The 15082-nt window shown below is 55.5% G+C and carries 20 protein-coding genes and 1 pseudogene; 8 read left to right on the forward strand and 13 right to left on the reverse strand.

Annotated features, from left to right (window positions below):
* The 3 genes from JTP94_RS13460 to JTP94_RS13470 all read left to right on the forward strand — a co-directional run.
* On the forward strand, positions 1 to 187 hold a 187-nt coding region (locus JTP94_RS13460), incomplete at its 5' end, for a type IV toxin-antitoxin system AbiEi family antitoxin domain-containing protein (protein WP_204851003.1).
* Complete coding sequence (locus JTP94_RS13465) at positions 177 to 389, forward strand: hypothetical protein (protein ID WP_204851004.1); 213 nt, start codon at positions 177 to 179, stop codon at positions 387 to 389. The genes JTP94_RS13460 and JTP94_RS13465, both read left to right, overlap by 11 nt.
* Positions 383 to 583, forward strand: coding sequence for a hypothetical protein (locus JTP94_RS13470; protein ID WP_204851005.1), 201 nt, complete (start codon positions 383 to 385; stop codon positions 581 to 583). Before JTP94_RS13465 ends, JTP94_RS13470 begins: the two co-directional genes overlap by 7 nt.
* 352 nt (positions 584 to 935) lie before the next feature.
* On the opposite strand, the gene JTP94_RS13475 is transcribed toward JTP94_RS13470, so the two are convergent.
* The 6 genes from JTP94_RS13475 to JTP94_RS13500 all read right to left on the reverse strand — a co-directional run bounded on the left by JTP94_RS13475 (position 936) and on the right by JTP94_RS13500 (position 5133).
* Positions 936 to 1082, reverse strand: a complete 147-nt coding sequence (locus JTP94_RS13475; protein WP_204851006.1) for a DUF1127 domain-containing protein — start codon at positions 1080 to 1082, stop codon at positions 936 to 938.
* A gap of 160 nt (positions 1083 to 1242) precedes the next feature.
* A complete protein-coding gene (locus tag JTP94_RS13480; RefSeq protein ID WP_204851007.1) occupies positions 1243 to 2223 on the reverse strand; it encodes a 3'-5' exonuclease in 981 nt (326 codons plus the stop codon).
* Positions 2224 to 2647: 424 nt separating this feature from the next.
* Complete coding sequence (locus JTP94_RS13485) at positions 2648 to 3223, reverse strand: hypothetical protein (RefSeq protein WP_204851008.1); 576 nt, start codon at positions 3221 to 3223, stop codon at positions 2648 to 2650.
* Positions 3224 to 3244: 21 nt separating this feature from the next.
* Positions 3245 to 3859: a hypothetical protein gene (locus JTP94_RS13490; RefSeq protein WP_204851009.1), complete on the reverse strand. Its 615-nt coding sequence runs from the start codon at positions 3857 to 3859 to the stop codon at positions 3245 to 3247.
* Positions 3860 to 4006: 147 nt separating this feature from the next.
* The gene (locus tag JTP94_RS13495; protein WP_204851010.1) at positions 4007 to 4432 is read right to left on the reverse strand and encodes a SyrB-like regulator; all 426 of its coding nucleotides are present in this window, start codon (positions 4430 to 4432) and stop codon (positions 4007 to 4009) included.
* Positions 4433 to 4836: 404 nt separating this feature from the next.
* The gene (locus JTP94_RS13500; RefSeq protein ID WP_204851011.1) at positions 4837 to 5133 is read right to left on the reverse strand and encodes a PRC-barrel domain containing protein; all 297 of its coding nucleotides are present in this window, start codon (positions 5131 to 5133) and stop codon (positions 4837 to 4839) included.
* 488 nt (positions 5134 to 5621) lie between these two features.
* Between JTP94_RS13500 and JTP94_RS35900 the strand changes: the two are divergent.
* Positions 5622 to 5669, forward strand: a pseudogene (locus tag JTP94_RS35900) (hypothetical protein); the annotation flags it as partial.
* A gap of 18 nt (positions 5670 to 5687) precedes the next feature.
* On the opposite strand, the gene JTP94_RS35905 reads toward JTP94_RS35900, so the two are convergent.
* The 6 genes from JTP94_RS35905 to JTP94_RS13530 all read right to left on the reverse strand — a co-directional run bounded on the left by JTP94_RS35905 (position 5688) and on the right by JTP94_RS13530 (position 7646).
* On the reverse strand, positions 5688 to 5816 hold the full coding sequence (locus JTP94_RS35905) for a hypothetical protein (protein ID WP_312038168.1): 129 nt from the start codon (positions 5814 to 5816) through the stop codon (positions 5688 to 5690).
* A gap of 45 nt (positions 5817 to 5861) precedes the next feature.
* Positions 5862 to 6140, reverse strand: a complete 279-nt coding sequence (locus JTP94_RS13510; RefSeq protein WP_204851012.1) for a hypothetical protein — start codon at positions 6138 to 6140, stop codon at positions 5862 to 5864.
* Between the two features lie 162 nt (positions 6141 to 6302).
* A complete protein-coding gene (locus tag JTP94_RS13515; protein ID WP_204851013.1) occupies positions 6303 to 6767 on the reverse strand; it encodes an NUDIX domain-containing protein in 465 nt (154 codons plus the stop codon).
* A gap of 15 nt (positions 6768 to 6782) precedes the next feature.
* A complete protein-coding gene (locus JTP94_RS13520; RefSeq protein ID WP_204851014.1) occupies positions 6783 to 6953 on the reverse strand; it encodes a hypothetical protein in 171 nt (56 codons plus the stop codon).
* A gap of 265 nt (positions 6954 to 7218) precedes the next feature.
* Positions 7219 to 7437: a hypothetical protein gene (locus tag JTP94_RS13525; RefSeq protein WP_312038162.1), complete on the reverse strand. Its 219-nt coding sequence runs from the start codon at positions 7435 to 7437 to the stop codon at positions 7219 to 7221.
* On the reverse strand, positions 7434 to 7646 hold the full coding sequence (locus JTP94_RS13530; protein WP_204851016.1) for a hypothetical protein: 213 nt from the start codon (positions 7644 to 7646) through the stop codon (positions 7434 to 7436). The genes JTP94_RS13525 and JTP94_RS13530 overlap by 4 nt, the downstream gene beginning before the upstream one ends.
* Before the next feature lie 555 nt (positions 7647 to 8201).
* Here JTP94_RS13530 and JTP94_RS13535 point away from each other — a divergent pair.
* Positions 8202 to 8831, forward strand: a complete 630-nt coding sequence (locus JTP94_RS13535) for a hypothetical protein (protein ID WP_204851017.1) — start codon at positions 8202 to 8204, stop codon at positions 8829 to 8831.
* Between the two features lie 913 nt (positions 8832 to 9744).
* Here the strand turns inward: JTP94_RS13535 and JTP94_RS13540 are convergent.
* Positions 9745 to 10140 (reverse strand): hypothetical protein, encoded by a 396-nt coding sequence (locus JTP94_RS13540; RefSeq protein ID WP_204851018.1) that lies wholly within the window; start codon positions 10138 to 10140, stop codon positions 9745 to 9747.
* Between the two features lie 825 nt (positions 10141 to 10965).
* Here JTP94_RS13540 and JTP94_RS13545 point away from each other — a divergent pair.
* From JTP94_RS13545 to JTP94_RS13555, 3 genes are all read left to right on the forward strand, one after another.
* Entirely contained in the window at positions 10966 to 11352 is a 387-nt protein-coding gene (locus JTP94_RS13545; protein WP_092577488.1) for a hypothetical protein, read from the forward strand.
* A 458-nt stretch (positions 11353 to 11810) separates the two neighbouring features.
* On the forward strand, positions 11811 to 12947 hold the full coding sequence (locus JTP94_RS13550) for an HlyD family secretion protein (protein ID WP_204851019.1): 1137 nt from the start codon (positions 11811 to 11813) through the stop codon (positions 12945 to 12947).
* Positions 12944 to 15076: a peptidase domain-containing ABC transporter gene (locus JTP94_RS13555; protein ID WP_210384117.1), complete on the forward strand. Its 2133-nt coding sequence runs from the start codon at positions 12944 to 12946 to the stop codon at positions 15074 to 15076. Before JTP94_RS13550 ends, JTP94_RS13555 begins: the two co-directional genes overlap by 4 nt.
* Positions 15077 to 15082 lie beyond the last annotated feature (6 nt).

Genomic DNA, 15082 nt, shown 5'->3' on the forward strand with positions numbered 1-15082 from the left:
GGTGAAACGCCTCTTCTTCGTCTATGCAGACAAGCACGCGCATGCGTGGCTCAAGCATATCGACAGATCGCAGATCGATATGGGAAGCGGCGATCGGGCGCTTGTTCCAGGCGGCCGGCTTCACCCGGTTTATCGCATTACGGTCCCTGCGGACCTTGTACAACAGGAGCATACAGATGGCGCGTGATCGCTACATGCGGCAGCCCATCCACTTAGGTGTAGTTGCAGCCTCTATCATTCTCGCAGTCCTAATTTATGTCTTCACGAAGGAAGCGCTTGCTGTCACTGGCGAGGCCTGGCTGCGGGCGGCACCCCCAACCGTTTCATTCATTGAAATTGTCGCTACTTTTTCTGCTCGCCAGTCTGGAACAAGGAAATCGCTATGGTGAAACTTGCATATGTTTTAGGAGGACTGCTCGTTCTGATCGGTCTGGTCTGGATGGGTCAGGGCAGTGGGTATTTTCCATATCCGGCCGAGAGCTTCATGATTGATCAGACGCCCTGGATTTATCGGGGAGCCCTGGTCGCCATTGTCGGCGTTGTGGTGATCGTGCTGGCGCGACGCAAGCGGCCGCTCCCGTGATTGCCTCTGCCCAGAAACGAAAAAGCCTGCCGCGGGAGGAGGTGCGGCAGGCTTTTCGAAAAGAACCGAACAGCGACTGGGAGGAGGAGTGCCGCTGTTCCGACAGACGTCCCTGGGAGGAGGAGTGGGCCGTCTGAAACTCGAAGCTCTGCGGGAGGAGGTGCATCGCTTCGATGAACACCAGAGTACTCATTCTCGCCGCACATTAAATAGACTTTGCTGCAGTGCAACCATGCGAAAAGTGCATGGCCTCAGATAGATCTCCAGCACAGCGCCTCGCGGTGGCCAGACACAGAAACGCCCGCATCATCAGCGGGCGTATTGTCATTCAGGTTGACTTAAAAATTGTCGCTTAGCGAGCGACCGATGCGCGGGCAACGTTGTGAATGTCGGCGCGATCGATGCCGAGGTCCTGCAGCTCACGCGAGCTCATGCGGCCGAGTTCGGTAACGGTCTGACGATACTTGCGCCAAGTGCTGAAAGAGCGTGCTACGTTCATGATGATCCCCTTTCGTGAGGTCTCTTGACGCCAGCAACCTTGCTTTGGTTCCAACGTCGTTTCGATATAGGTCCTTGCCCACCCGTCGATAAGGCACAAGGTCTCAGGTCCGCCATGCATTCAAAGCATGGGTCCACTTAAAGATGGGCTGAAGGAGCTATCAGGCCCGGAACCGGTCGAAGGCCGTGAGGCGTTTGATGGGTGGATCGGCGTCTGGGTAGCGATAGATTTCGGCCCTGAGATAGCGAAGCTCATCATCGAGCGCTTCTTCTCCAACCTCGATCCACCAGGATTTGGGACGGCCGTCGCTTCCGTCGGACCAGCGATAGCCTCGCGCCTTCAGGTGGTCCTTCATGTCGAAGGGGCTGTTCTCTGCAAAGATCCGGACACGCGAAGTTTGGCTTGCTTCATAGAGTTCGGCAAAAGCGGTGAAAGCCGGTCCGTCGATTTCTCGAGCCAGGACCTCCAGAAGTGCAAAACAATCGTCGATTGCACGATGACCATCATGGAAGTAGCCCGCCTGCCCGATCAGGTATCCGAGCTTGGTGCCTTCATACCCCCGCGACGACCAGTCGATCTCGGAGTTGGAGCAAGCCCAGGCCTTGCCGGAAAACAGGTGAGAAAATGCCTCGCAGAATGGCCGGTCGAAACCGGCATTGTGAGCGATCAGCAGATCGGCAGGCCCAATCAGCGCCTGCAACGCAACCAAATCGATTGACTGCCCGGCGACCATATCGTCGGTAATCCCGGTGAGCCTGGTGATCTCAGCGGGAATGGAAACGCCTGGCTGCTGAAGTCCGCCGTAGATGCCGGTCACGTCACCGATACTTCCTGTCGCATCGAAGGTGAAAGCGATCACGCCAATCTCGATGATCTCATCCTTGCGAGCGTTGAGGCCCGTGGTCTCGGTGTCGAGAATGATGCCCTTGAGCGGGTACCCTGGCCGGGCGAATGGTGCGATTGCGCGCGGCACGAGTTTCTGCAGGATCCGATATCGACCTGTCTCCGACAGATGTCGGACCATGTCCTCTTCACTCATGGAGATGGCATGCTTGTCGGGTTTGGCGGACTTGGAGGTGCTGCGCGTGACCACTTGGTCGCGCGGAGCCTGCTCCGAAAACATGTCAAACTGTTCTGCCATTCCTATTGTCAAAGCCCCGCCGCCAATTTGCTTACTTCAAAACACGGCACGATCGGCAGATCAACCTTGTTGGTGGAGATGTGTTTTCAGCCAACCTGGCGAGCAATGGCAACAATCGCGCTGTTTCACCCAGAGACAGCTCTTGGGCCGTTGCGCAGATGCGTCCAGAATAGGAAGGGCATACCAGCTGGAGCAGGAACTGCGAAAGCCGTTCGCCTCCCGCAAGACCGGTTAAAAGGGTTGCCGCAGGAGGTTTAGCATAGCGACGGCAACGCCGGAAACCGGGACCGACAGCCCCCGGCGCGCGGGTCCGCTCTTAGATCAGCTAAGGCCGCAGTGTTGCTTTTGGGCCGTTAGATGTGGACGTCTTGATGAGATTCGAACCGTGAATCGTTCAAACCATCTTCGAGATCAATGACACGGCTCAAGTGATAGCAAACCGCTCAAGCATTTTGCGGAGCTGCAAATTCTGCTGACACAGCTGTTTCGCCAGGAGCAATTTCAAGCGTCGATTTTCCTCCTCAAGCGAGGTCAGCTCATCGTATGATGCGTCGCTGTAATCGACGGGCATAAGCGCGGTGGAAGCGTTGCTCTCCCCGTTGACAGACGGTCCGATCCTTGTGTCGCGACGACGTCCCCCCCCTCGTCTCGATGGTCGCTTTGGCGGGTCCATCTCCTTCTGCGATACCGCACCAAACGTTGAACGCCCATCTTGCTGCTGTGAGCAGGATTGATCGGCCTCGATCAATGAAGCCTGTACCTGCTGCTCGTTGCCGACATCGATATCTACGGGCTCTTCCTGCGGTTCTACGTTAGACGCCCGCCCCTCATCCTGGCGCGAAGCGTCCGCAACAGTGTCATGCTTGAACAGATGCGACGCTTCCGCTTCGCGAACGAGCGCCTTGAAATCGGTGTCGCCCCAGATCGATTTCGGTGGCATTTTTGACCGTCGGCGCGTCGATTTGATTTCGACGACGAATGCTCGCTGCTGTGTCTTCATAGATCTAATCTCTGGATATTTTCAGTTGGCTTGCGAGGATTCGAAGCGCTTGAGCATTTTTCTGAGCTGGGCATTTTGCAAACGCAGTTTTTGAGCTAACTGGTCTTTGAGCTGTTTGATGTCTTCGTCCAGGCTTGCCGCCTCGTCAAAAAATGGGTTTCCGGACGCCGACGGAGATTGTCGAACTGGCTCCCCAGCGGCGGCCATGTGACTCGGCGCAATCCGGCCGGCGCGGCCTTTCCCTGCTACCTTCGAAGGTTTTTCCCGCGACATGCCGGGTGGTTCAGCGGCCGCGCTCGCCGGCCCCAGCGCCGGCACGTCGACGACCGGCTGTTCTCTGCCATCATCCGCTCCGGCCATTTGCTCTCTAGCTTCAGCCGTCAGCGATGCAGGCGCTACGGAATCGACTGCGCTTGTGGTTACCGCCGTTATTTCAACCAGATCTGGAGATGGGCTTTCATGGCCATGTTCCGGACTAGATGTTGCTTCGGGTAAAACTGACAACGGCGGGGGCGCTGGCTGCAATTCAATTTCGACAGGCTTGCGATCGATGTCCCGCTCACTCGTTTGACCGGTGTTCTCGGGCGATCGCTGCCGGGACATCCATTGAGCAAGGAACTTCCATGGTGGTTTCATCGTGCTTCAACCTCGAGCGACAGGCATCGTGATCATGCCACAGCTCCAAATCCGGGCTCGCGACGCAAGCCCAGTCTTTTCTGAACCGTCCAAGACCATACTGGTGAGGGTCGATAGTGCAACCGACCTAGCGTTCGCTATGACAGACTAGACGCCAAGGCGCTTGCGCAGGTCGGCATTTTCCGCCCGCAGCTTTGCTGCCAAGGCTTTGCGAAGCTGCCTGTTTTCTTCCTCAAGCTGAATGAGGTCTGCCATCTCGTCTGCAGCCGTGACAGGCACCTTTGCTGGCGCTTTCGCCTGCCTGACTGCCTTGGGCTTTCCAGTCACTTTGGCGTCGGCCCCTTTAGCGATCTTGGCAGCGGGTGTTTCGAAAGCAACGGACGTCGCCTCAACTTTGGCGGCGCGCTTTTTGCGAGCCTTGGGTGACTTTACAGTCGTAAGCGATGCCAACTGGGCCGCTTGAATCTCCGCTTTTGAGCGGCGCGGCGCGCGCTGCTTTTTAACGACCGGTGCTTCTGCCGGGGTCGGTGTCAAAACCGCGCTTGCCGCGCCTGTATCGTTCTCGTCAGCCATCAGTGATCTCCCTCTAAGGTGAGTTTCTTTTCGACCGCGTAAAAGCCGGTGTCAATATGAACCTAGGGATCGCCTACAATTTGGGAAAAGCGGTCCAGGATTTCTGCCAAAATCTGAATATGTGACCACTTGCCGCCACCATCGCCCTATCCGGTGGAAGCGGTTGCTCGAACGTGTTGTTTTTCACTCCGGCCGGATCCAGAACAAGTTCCCGCACAATATCTGGGACGGATCGACCAAGGACGTCCATGATAACTTGCTGTGCGATAGTCGTGCCACCCCCTGAGCGCGCTCAAGTTCAAGCCCCGCTGGGCAGCCGGCGGATCGCCGAGCTTTTCACGATTGTCCAATTACAGAAAAGCCCGGCACGCCGGCCGGGCTTCGATGTTCCTAAGTTCAGAACGCTAGTCTTTGTGCTCGGGCATGTCCTTGAGCTGATCCTTCGTCCAGTTTGTGACGGCATGGACGTCGCCATCGTCGTCGCGCATGAATTCCAGATCGGTCAGCGCAACGCTGACGGGCTTTGCTCCGATACCAAGGAAGCCTCCAACGTCGATGATCGCGGTGCCACCTGCACCGGGCCCGTGAATGTGATCCAGTTTGCCGACTTTGTGGTCATCGGCGCCATAAATGGTCGCGCCTTCAAGCACGGCAGGCGTCAACTCGATTGTGGATAGGCGAACGTGATTTGTATGATCCATTAGTGATCCTCCTTGTTTCCTGAGGAGAGGCAACCCGAAGCGAACGACATTTGTTCCATCGCCACGCTGACGAGCGGCGTCACTCCATGGTCAACGCTATCCGCTTTCGATCGGCGGTGTCTCGGGCGGCCTCGCCGTCGGGCCTCCAAGGCCCATTTCCAAGGCACCGTACGCCACATTCGCTGTGCCCAGGATGTGACGGGGATTTGCGGCGCAGCAGGCGGTGGTGGCGCGGTCGGCATAGGGCCCAGATGATCGTCTGACAAGGGCGCCCAACTCGAACTCTCAGACAGGCAGATATCCCTCGTCATCTATCGTCGGTAACGATCCGATCTCATACCCGAGGGATGTCAGGCTCTTCGACGATGAGCTCTGCCGACGCTTGAACCAAGGAGGTTTCTATAACTGTCAGACACGGAAACTCCAGGTGCGGCAAGGTTCGTTACGAGGTTCGCGGTGATCCGAAGCGGATTGGAATCTGCCATTGCATGGATTGCCGACAGAAGAGCGGATCGGCCTTCACCTACTTTACAGTCTGGACACGCGACGCTTTCTCAACGACGGGCGAGACCGCACATCACGAGGGTCGAGCGCGTCGTCGAGGACATCGCCAGGAACATCGAGGCCATCTCGGATGAGACGGTCGCCAAGGCGCTGCTCGCGCTCGCCGACCAGATTCGCACGATGCGTATCCTCAACCGAGAGGATGAATGACGTCCCGCCTTTTGCTAGTGAAGCGTCCTGGCTTCGTTCCGGTTGGAAAACTGATGGACGAGCATGATGCCCTGCTCCAGGAGGAGTTCGGCGGCCACAAGATCCTGCGAGCCCAGATTGCCGGAAATGCCACGGATTGTGTTTGCGACGCACATGGAGTTCGCGACGAAGGTAGCGTCTCCTTCCTCCCCGGCTTCGTCGGCAGTCGCTTCCAGAGCCTCCGCAACGGTCTCAAGGAGGTTGGAACGCTCTACCAGCGTCATCTCGGTAAGAGTCTTCGATATGCCGTGCATAGAACATCTCCTCGCTCGCAGACCTCAGTCGCGGCGCTGGTTCTTGTGAATTCTCGGCGGTGACTTGCAGATAGCCATGGACCGCAAAGGATGCAAGTCATGGCTGCCGCACGCGACGTGCATGCCTTCGCGCGTCATCGAGGTGTCGGACTTAAAGCCGGGCTATTCGAGGTGCTTCACCAGCGCGTCGAGCATGGCCCGCTGCCCCTTGAGCATTTTTACTTCGGCGTCTTCCAAGGAAAACCAGCCGGCCCGGTCGACCTCGGGGAAGCTTTTGTGTTGCCCGGACTTCGGCGGCCACTCCATCGTGAACATCGAACTTCGGACGTCGTCGAAATCGATCATCGGATCAGCTTCGACGCACCAGGCGACGACTGTCTTCCCACTTGGTTGTCGGAACTCGCCCAACGTCACGAATTCCCCGTCAACGTCCACGCCGAGCTCTTCCCGCGTCTCTCGGACGGCCGCATCGAGATCGTCTTCGCCGAGATTGACGAGTCCTTTCGGGATCGACCAGGTGCCCTCGTCCTTCGTCGCCCAGAACGGGCCGCCGGGATGCACGAGGAGAACCTCGACAGCGCCTGATGTCCGTCGGAACAGGAGAAGGCCTGCGCTACGGACAGGCATGACGCGACCGGTCGCTCATGAGGATAGGCAATCGTCGCAAATACCGCAGCCATCGACGTCCATCCAGCGGCTCGGACGCTGACAACAGAGACAGATGCGGCCGTCGTGCCATTCTTCGTTTTCCCGTGGCGGGATGATCTCGACCGCCGCGTCGTCGAACAAGAAGTCAGCTTCGGTTTCAGCCATCCCATTGCTCCATCTACGCGCTCCCGTGGTGGAGATAGGCATTGATCATTCGAGCGGCAAGTATTGGGCGCGGAGCCGGACGACTTGAATGGAACACAATCAGCCGCTATCTACACGTCATAGGCGTCGCTGGTGAATGCTCCACGTGAGCGTTCGCGACTGCCGAAGTCGCTTCTACTTTTGACCACGGATGTACTGGCACTGGGATGAATAGCGATGTGGAAAGGTCGGTGCGGTTTCGCCCCGGCCTTTTTTATTGCTTCTATCACGGAAGAGCACCGGGCCGTTCGTTCGATGGCTCTTCCGCCTCTGCCTCTGGACGATCTTCTGCAGGGTCGGGATCGCGTTCGTGTGCGGCCCGCAAATTGCCGATCTCCGCTATGATTGCATCGAAGACGTCCTCCTGCTTCGCGCCGCCGCCGACGAAGGTGTCGACGAAGTCTTCGAGCTTCAACTGCAACCCTTCTCTCCAGCTCTCCTTCACGTGCGACCCTCCGTCTGTAGGCGGACGCCGCTGCAGAGCAGCCCCCATGTGGGGCAATGGTCCGCCTTCTGCCGAGTGGCGGCCGGACCTTCGTCCGGTTCGGGATCGGGAAGCCGCTCTCCGCCTGGGATACGGTCCGGATCCGGCGGTGGATTATCAAGGGGCGGCAAGGATGGCGGAGGCACGATCGGCTCGAATGGGACTGACATATGATGTTCCTCCTCGCTTATGAAACGTCGTGCTCTTGCACAAGTTCCGCGGGTTCATGAAGGCCTCAGCGATACTGCTGACCGGTCCGTAATCGGGGATCGTTCAGACCATCCTGTGGATTTTCGACGGGGTACCGAGCCGGCCGACAGCCGATTGTTTGCAGGATCGAGAACGGTGTTGAGGAGTTCGACACGCATCCATCCGACTAGAATAGCCTCCTCGACGAGAAGCTGAATGGCGAAATCGACGGTCTGGTCGAGCTCGACCTTACACTCGGCGGTGTCTGGCTGCGCGGTCGGGGAATTGATCATGGCGGAATGCCCTTCAAGAGGAGGTTGAGCTCGCGGCGGACGGGTGAGATGCTCGTCTGGCGTTTCGTTGCCCGCATCGAGAAATCGGAAAAATTGATGCGTTCACCTTCTCCGTCGTGTCCGATTGACACGCCGCGATCGGTAACCTCCGCCGATGACTAAGGTTCCCCGGACGTCCACGGACGGGACGGCCCGAGTATCGTGCTCGTTGACGTGGAAGGCCGCCCATACCATCTACGCGTTATGCCGAAACACGAAAAGAACGACGTAGAACTCATCAGGTCATGGACGCTGTCTACCGCAGCCACAATGGGATCGGCCGTGCGGGCGAAAGGAATTCTTCAAGAACTTCAATCGCGAGTTCCTGCCACCTCGAAGAAGTCGCTCGCTCTCGACGGCAGCGACATCATCCTCACCATGCCGGCCAGCGAGAAAGCCGTTTTCAACGCGGCGGCCGCCGTCATCGCAAAGGCCATGGAGGACGTCGAAACTCTTCCCGTCATCCCAAGGGAGATTCAAGACATCCTCACCATCAAGGTCGGCGAACGGCACCGATGGCTCGCGGACGGTCGTCTGCCGAGCGCAGGAACTCGGACCGTAAGGCTGAACGGGCGCGCCAGGCGGATCACCTTTCATATTTTCGATCCCAAGGTCGTCGAGGACCTGCTTGACCGCGGAGCCGTAGACGAATGGCGGGAAGAGGATGCAGCAGCCAAAGCCGAGAACCGTCGGAAGGCGGCTTACAAGGCGAAATTGACACGTTCGCTGAAGAAGGCCGCCAAGACGAAAAAGGCCAGTGAAGAAAAGTCGGACGAGCCAGCTTCGAAGCTTAGCGGTTGGGAAGAGTTCGACATCGACGGGCTGCTTCGATAGCCTCGTGAACAGTCTCGATAGTCGCGCTGCTGGTTCCTGCAACACCCCATCTTAACGACTACCGTTCGATCTCGCCGAAAACACCTGCATTCTTACTTAGCGGAGAGGTCGGAAAAGGCCCCGCCCTTCTAGGCTTGATCTAATATCAGTGGTCTTGAAAGGACTCGAACCGTCGGGCCCATTGCACAAGGTCGGTTAACAACTTGATTGAATTGGAGATTGCAGGGCTTCAACAGCAGTTATGCAAGCTATTCCTATCTCACATAATTCCGGGTTGTGTGAATTTCAGCTCTCACCATGGTTGATTGCCGGCGGCATTATGCAACGGATGACGAAGACGCTACTGTCCGTGGCGGCGCAGGCATCTCTTACATCACTGATATTGCAGTGACAAATTAGAAAATGGTTGCGAAAACAACTGAGCCGGCTTAGGCAGGCCCAACTATCGCGTTGCGTGCTCTGACCAATGCATGAAGGCCTCACGCAAAGGCGTCTTAATCGTCTCTGGCGCCTGTGAACCGGCTTTGAACAATGCCACCATTGAGATCTCCTGCAACAATTTGAAATTGATAGGAAAATCGGAGCATCAACGGGGTCATGGGCGACGCCGGTATATTCGCCACTTTCTTCACAAAATGGAATATATTTCAATCACCTAAGCCTCATACCGGCGGGGTCATCCTTGGATGCTTTTTCACAAGCTGAGGGCGGTTACCTCGACTTTTGGCGTTTGGGGGAATTTTTGCATAGCGAAGATCCGCCGGTATGACGGTCGCCCGGTGTGGCGGACTTTTTCAATCCGGTGTTTGGGTATTTTGGGGGACAGCCGCGCCCGCTCTGAGTCGCACTCCCCGAAGGCGTTGCGGACCATTCGAAGACGCCAAACCCATCAGTTCAGGTGACCCTCTCAACCCTACGACCTTGAGCGGTCTGAGCGCTTCGCCTGTTTTTTCGCCGGATCGGACGATGGCTGCGTCCGATCACCCGAAATCCAGATCACCACACCCCGCCACACACGCCACAGACCGAAGGGAATGAGGATCAGCGACAGGAGCCGGTGCGCCATTTCCGGAAAATGCAAACTTCCCCAGATCGCTAAAGCAACCATGGCGAAGCCGCCAACGACGTTCACGACGCTACCTATGGCGAACTCGATTATCATCGCGCGGACGGCCACACCGAGGACGCGATCGGCAAACGAAAGCCCCAGCGCATCCGCTGCCGCAAACACGAGAAACAGGAACAGCGGCAACATCACCGCTGCAATGAGGATAACCGCGATGATGGTCGGGAATGTCGTCACGGCCACATGCCCCTACTCCAAGAAACCTAGTCCGATCCATACGCATATCGCTTACATCTGAGCTCGATCCAGACGAGCAATTACCCACACCACTGGCCTATTCAAAACCGCTACGGCTCCAATCGCCGCTGGATGATAGTTCCGTGGCGGGTCATCTGGCCTAAAGTTTGTCTATGCAGACCGATTGACAGAGCAGCGTTTCGCACTTGGTGGCCGGTATATCGTCGCTGATCTTCCAGGCCTCTCTCCTTGGGGAGCTGTAACTCGCGAATGTTCTACGCTGATTGAAAAATGCCAAGAGCGGCTGGATGGCTCTACATGCTTCCATATTTCGCGTATATGAGCGCTTTACGCTCAGAATTTTCTTTTCGGTCATTGACATCGGTCATCTCCTGCGCGTAATTAGCGTACATAGAGAGTAGATCACACTTTTTTGCTCGATCTCGCGCTACTTTGGTATCCAGTTTCGCTTATACCCGATTAAAAGAAACGCCAAATGAGTGCTGCAACAGAGGAAGGCCGCGCGATACACAGAGCTTGATCCCGCGGCCTCCGATCAAGTGCCTATTGCTGTCCAGTTTCACATAAAATTGGCGTCGAAGAACGTCCGAGCGGACAGCGCATATCTGTAAGCCGATGAAGTGGAGCAGATGAATGAATGACCCTCACCCGTTTGTGGACGCAGTGATCGTTGCGTATTTCCACGGCAACAAAAGGCTCCACCAAGCTTTGGTGACTGGCATCGAAGCAACCCATGCCGCAGCCAAATCTGGCATCCAACGGTTTATGGTTTAGCCCGAATTTCTTCCCCAGTGAAATCAGGAGAGAATTATGCGTGAATTGACTATCTCTGAGATGAATCTCGTCTTCGGCGGTGAAGGCGGAGGCAGCACGTCAAGCGGCGGCGGCTCAAGCTCGGGATCAGATCGGGGCGGCGGTAGCAACAGTGGCAGCACTGGAGCCAATGGAGGTGTTAGCGTATCGTTTATGGACATCGACCCCACTACTGGTTTTCCGATCGTAGCAGTCGCCAAGACTGGTCGGATCGGCGTCGAAACATGGGGCCAATTCTTTTCGTCTCTTACCCCAGACCAGATCAAAGCCACGATCAATCTGAACACGAAAAATCTCGGAGCGACCATTCAAATGGAATGGAACAACTCCGGCAACGTCTCCTCCAATTCAAGCGGAGGAAGGCCGATCGGCGGCGGCAGATAGAGGTTTTTGGTCATGTAAGGATATGTGTCGGATATTTGTAGATCCAGTATAGTGCATTGATTATACTCACAAATACGCACATCATAAGACGCAAGGTAATGCGCCGCGCCGACTATGAAACTGGCGCGGCGCATTGCAAAGGCTCTCCGCCTGGTGCCGCCTACGCCGATACCTTACCACTGTGGCTGAAAGCAAAAACGAATTATCAAGCTTCCTATTGGGGGAAGGCTCGCTCCAAACATGCAAACACGTAGCTGGGAGTTCAGTGAGATTTCGCCGACGCTCTCTGCCAGCCGTTTCCGCACTCTCATTAGATCATAGCAATGCAGAACAGAGAGCTGTCCCTATATCGAAAAGAAGCGGTAGATCATAGGCGTGACGCTTGGCTCGGTCGCCCCAGGCTCATTCAACCGATATCAGTTCGAATTGCCACCATACTCGCGGTGTCAGCAATAGTCATGATCATGCTATTTTTGGTCTTTGGCGAGTATACACGGCGAGTCAAAGTCTTCGGCACAGTTGTTCCTTCAAGCGGAGTCAGCCGAATTTTTACGCCTGTAACCGGACGTATCCTAGCCCAACACGTCACCGAGGGGCAGACAGTTACGCAGGGTTCCGTTCTGTATGTTATCGCTCTCGATAGCCAAACGGCCGCCGGTGAGACAGGTCTGCTCGTTAAAGAACAACTTATTGCTCAAAAGAATGAGTTGGAAAAGACGATCACAGAGCGCCAATCGCTGAATGTCGTGGAAAAGGCCAATCTCATTAATCAGGCCACTTCGTCTCGCCAGGAATTGGCAAAGGTAGAAGAACAAATATCCGGCACTACCGAATATCTCTCTTCACTCCAAAAATCGATGGATACCTATCGCAAATTGGCCGACCAGCATCTAACCGTCTCAGCAGAATTTGAATACCGTGAACAGAATTTCATGGGTGCGCGGCAACAGCTACAAAGCCTTCAACGCGACAAAATACAGCTCAACGAAAGGCTAAAAGAAGCCGAATCCAAACTGTCAGGCTTCGACGACAATGCGGCTATCACTCTGGGTGACTATCGGCAGCGGATAGCGTCCCTCAACCAAGCCGTTATCGAAGATGACGCAAGGCGTTCAATCGACATCGTCGCCCCTCGGTCCGGCACCGTTACCGGTATGATTGCAAAAGTTGGACAAATGATCCCAACGGGCGGCGCCATGGCCACTATCATCCCGAACGACGACCCGATGGAGATACAGCTCCTAGCTGAAAGCAGTTCGGTGGGATTCGTACGCGAGGGGCAAAAGGTAATGCTCCGCTATACTGCCTACCCCTATCAAAAGTTCGGCCAATATCCCGGAACCATTTCAAGCATTTCGAGAGTATCTCTGGAACAGGAGGAGATTCCATTTGCGTCGGCCCGCCTTCCTACGGACACGGAACAGCAGAAATACAGAATAATGGTCAAACCGGATGCAAACTTCGTTCATGCGTATGGAGAAGAGATCTCAATCAAACCAGGCATGTCCGCGGAAGCCAATATCCAGCTCGATACTCGGCGCCTTTATCAATGGATTGTGGAGCCTTTATACAGCCTTAAAGGCAGCGTGCTTTGAAAGACCCGCGTAAAATCGGAGGAGCAAATATTCCGTCTCTAAATTTTGGATTCCAAAACCGATTGCCCGTCATTCTGCAAACCGAAGTCGCGGAGTGTGGTCTCGCCTGCCTAGCGATGGTTGCAACCTATCATGGCCACCAGATTGACATCGCGGCGTTCCGCCGGAGATTTGCCACATCGATGAAAGGCCTATCTCTTATGGAGTTGGCAAGGCTTGCAGGCCAATTGTCCCTGGCCAGTCGCGCGGTACGAGCAGATCTCGACGAACTCGCAAACCTCCGCACACCCTGCATCCTTCATTGGAAACTTCGTCATTATGTCGTCCTGAAAGAGGTAAAGTATAATGGCGCTATTATCCACGACCCGGGTCAGGGACGACGCTTTGTCTCACTCAATGAGCTGTCGAGCAGTTTTTCAGGTGTGGTTCTGGAGCTGTCGCCGACGAACGAGTTTGAGAAGAAAATAGATGTCGAACGCATAAGGATAGCGGATCTTTTTCGGAACGTTACTGGTCTCAAACGTGCATTGATCCAGCTTTTTGTTCTATCAATGTGCCTTGAAGTTATCGCTCTGTTGTCACCCATCGGATCTCAGGTGATATTTGATGAAGTCATAGTATCGACGGATACGGACTTACTCGGTTTGGTAGCAATATCGCTCGGCGTGATACTTTTACTGCAGATTGTAATTGGGATCGCTCGCTCATGGTGCTCAATAATCATGAGTACCACGCTTGGCGTTCAGTGGACCACAGCGCTCTTCGATCATCTCCTACGTTTGCCGTTGAGTTACTTTGAAAGACGACACATGGGGGACATTGTTTCTCGCTTTGGGTCTCTGGGTGCGATTCAGTCCGCTCTCACCACCGACCTGGTGGGCGGAATACTGGATAGCATCATGGTGGTCGGGGCGCTGATTATGATGGTGCTATATGGTGGTTATCTTGCCCTGATCGCCTTTGTTTCAGTAAGCTTGAATGTGCTCTTGAGAATTGCCGCCTATGCTCCATATCGTTCCGCGAACGAAGCATCTATCGTTCAAAATGCTAAGGAAAATTCGCATTTTATGGAGACGATTAGAGGCGTTGCGAGCATTAAGACTCTCGATATCCGAGAACGCCGTCGGGGAGCCTGGCTCAATTATTTGTTCGATGCTGTGAATGCCAATCTTAAGATCCAGAAGCTTGATTTCTTGTTTGGTACTGCCGCAACGACCTTCTCTGGGATCGACGGTATTATGACCCTCACCTTGGGAGCACGATCCGTTATGGCCGGCAGCATGACCATCGGCGTGCTGATCGCGTTCATATCCTACAAAGAGCAGTTTGTCGGGAGAGTGGGGAGCCTGGTTAGCCTTGTTATTCGGCTTAAGATGTTGAGCCTTCATACCGAGCGTATTGGCGACATTGCTCTCGCCGAACCGGAAGAGACGATAACCTCTGGGCCAACCAATGTTCCTTCCCCCAGAGAGCCGGCGTCCATCAAACTAGTAGATATCTCCTTTCGCTACGGCGACGGATTACCCGACGTACTGAACAGAGTATCCCTAACGGTAGGCCCCGGTGAATGTGTCGCTATTACAGGGCCCTCGGGCCGAGGCAAGACCACGCTTCTCAAGATTATTGGAGGTCTCGTTGCGCCGACGGGCGGCATAGTTATATGCGACGACAGGGATATTCGCCAGTTTGGCTTGCAGAACTATCGACGAATGACTGCAACCGTCCGGCAGGACGATGTCCTGTTTGCCGGAACCATCGGCGACAATATTGCTGCCTTCGACCCCGAAGCCGATCCCGGCTGGATTGAGGAATGCGCGAGGATTGCCGCTATTTTCGATGAGATTCGAGCCATGCCCATGGGGTTCGACTCCATGGTGGGTGATATGGGTAGCACGCTGTCGGGCGGTCAAAAGCAGCGCCTGTTTCTTGCCAGGGCTTTATACAGCCGACCGCGCATCTTGCTCCTGGATGAAGCCACAAGTGATCTGGACCAAGCAAACGAGGCAAAGATCAATGATGCCGTTGCGCAACTGAGAATAACCCGCGTCATAGTTGCTCATCGACCTTCTACAATCGCACTGGCCGAGCGAGAGATATCGCTTGACCCAGAGCGTCTGCTCTTAGCCTAGGAGGCA

The organism is Martinezella lusitana, from assembly GCF_016901135.1.
Taxonomy (GTDB): domain Bacteria; phylum Pseudomonadota; class Alphaproteobacteria; order Rhizobiales; family Rhizobiaceae; genus Rhizobium; species Rhizobium lusitanum_D.

Coding starts and splice junctions, on each gene's coding strand:
- JTP94_RS13530 (WP_204851016.1), bottom strand. CDS start 7,646: ATGTCAGTCCCATTCGAGCCGATCGTGCCTCCGCCATCCTTGCCGCCC.
- JTP94_RS13475 (WP_204851006.1), bottom strand. CDS start 1,082: ATGAACGTAGCACGCTCTTTCAGCACTTGGCGCAAGTATCGTCAGACC.
- JTP94_RS13515 (WP_204851013.1), bottom strand. CDS start 6,767: ATGCCTGTCCGTAGCGCAGGCCTTCTCCTGTTCCGACGGACATCAGGC.
- JTP94_RS13470 (WP_204851005.1), top strand. CDS start 383: ATGGTGAAACTTGCATATGTTTTAGGAGGACTGCTCGTTCTGATCGGT.
- JTP94_RS13520 (WP_204851014.1), bottom strand. CDS start 6,953: ATGGCTGAAACCGAAGCTGACTTCTTGTTCGACGACGCGGCGGTCGAG.
- JTP94_RS13465 (WP_204851004.1), top strand. CDS start 177: ATGGCGCGTGATCGCTACATGCGGCAGCCCATCCACTTAGGTGTAGTT.
- JTP94_RS13535 (WP_204851017.1), top strand. CDS start 8,202: ATGCCGAAACACGAAAAGAACGACGTAGAACTCATCAGGTCATGGACG.
- JTP94_RS13485 (WP_204851008.1), bottom strand. CDS start 3,223: ATGAAGACACAGCAGCGAGCATTCGTCGTCGAAATCAAATCGACGCGC.
- JTP94_RS13550 (WP_204851019.1), top strand. CDS start 11,811: ATGATCATGCTATTTTTGGTCTTTGGCGAGTATACACGGCGAGTCAAA.
- JTP94_RS13490 (WP_204851009.1), bottom strand. CDS start 3,859: ATGAAACCACCATGGAAGTTCCTTGCTCAATGGATGTCCCGGCAGCGA.
- JTP94_RS13500 (WP_204851011.1), bottom strand. CDS start 5,133: ATGGATCATACAAATCACGTTCGCCTATCCACAATCGAGTTGACGCCT.
- JTP94_RS13510 (WP_204851012.1), bottom strand. CDS start 6,140: ATGCACGGCATATCGAAGACTCTTACCGAGATGACGCTGGTAGAGCGT.
- JTP94_RS13495 (WP_204851010.1), bottom strand. CDS start 4,432: ATGGCTGACGAGAACGATACAGGCGCGGCAAGCGCGGTTTTGACACCG.
- JTP94_RS13545 (WP_092577488.1), top strand. CDS start 10,966: ATGCGTGAATTGACTATCTCTGAGATGAATCTCGTCTTCGGCGGTGAA.
- JTP94_RS13480 (WP_204851007.1), bottom strand. CDS start 2,223: ATGGCAGAACAGTTTGACATGTTTTCGGAGCAGGCTCCGCGCGACCAA.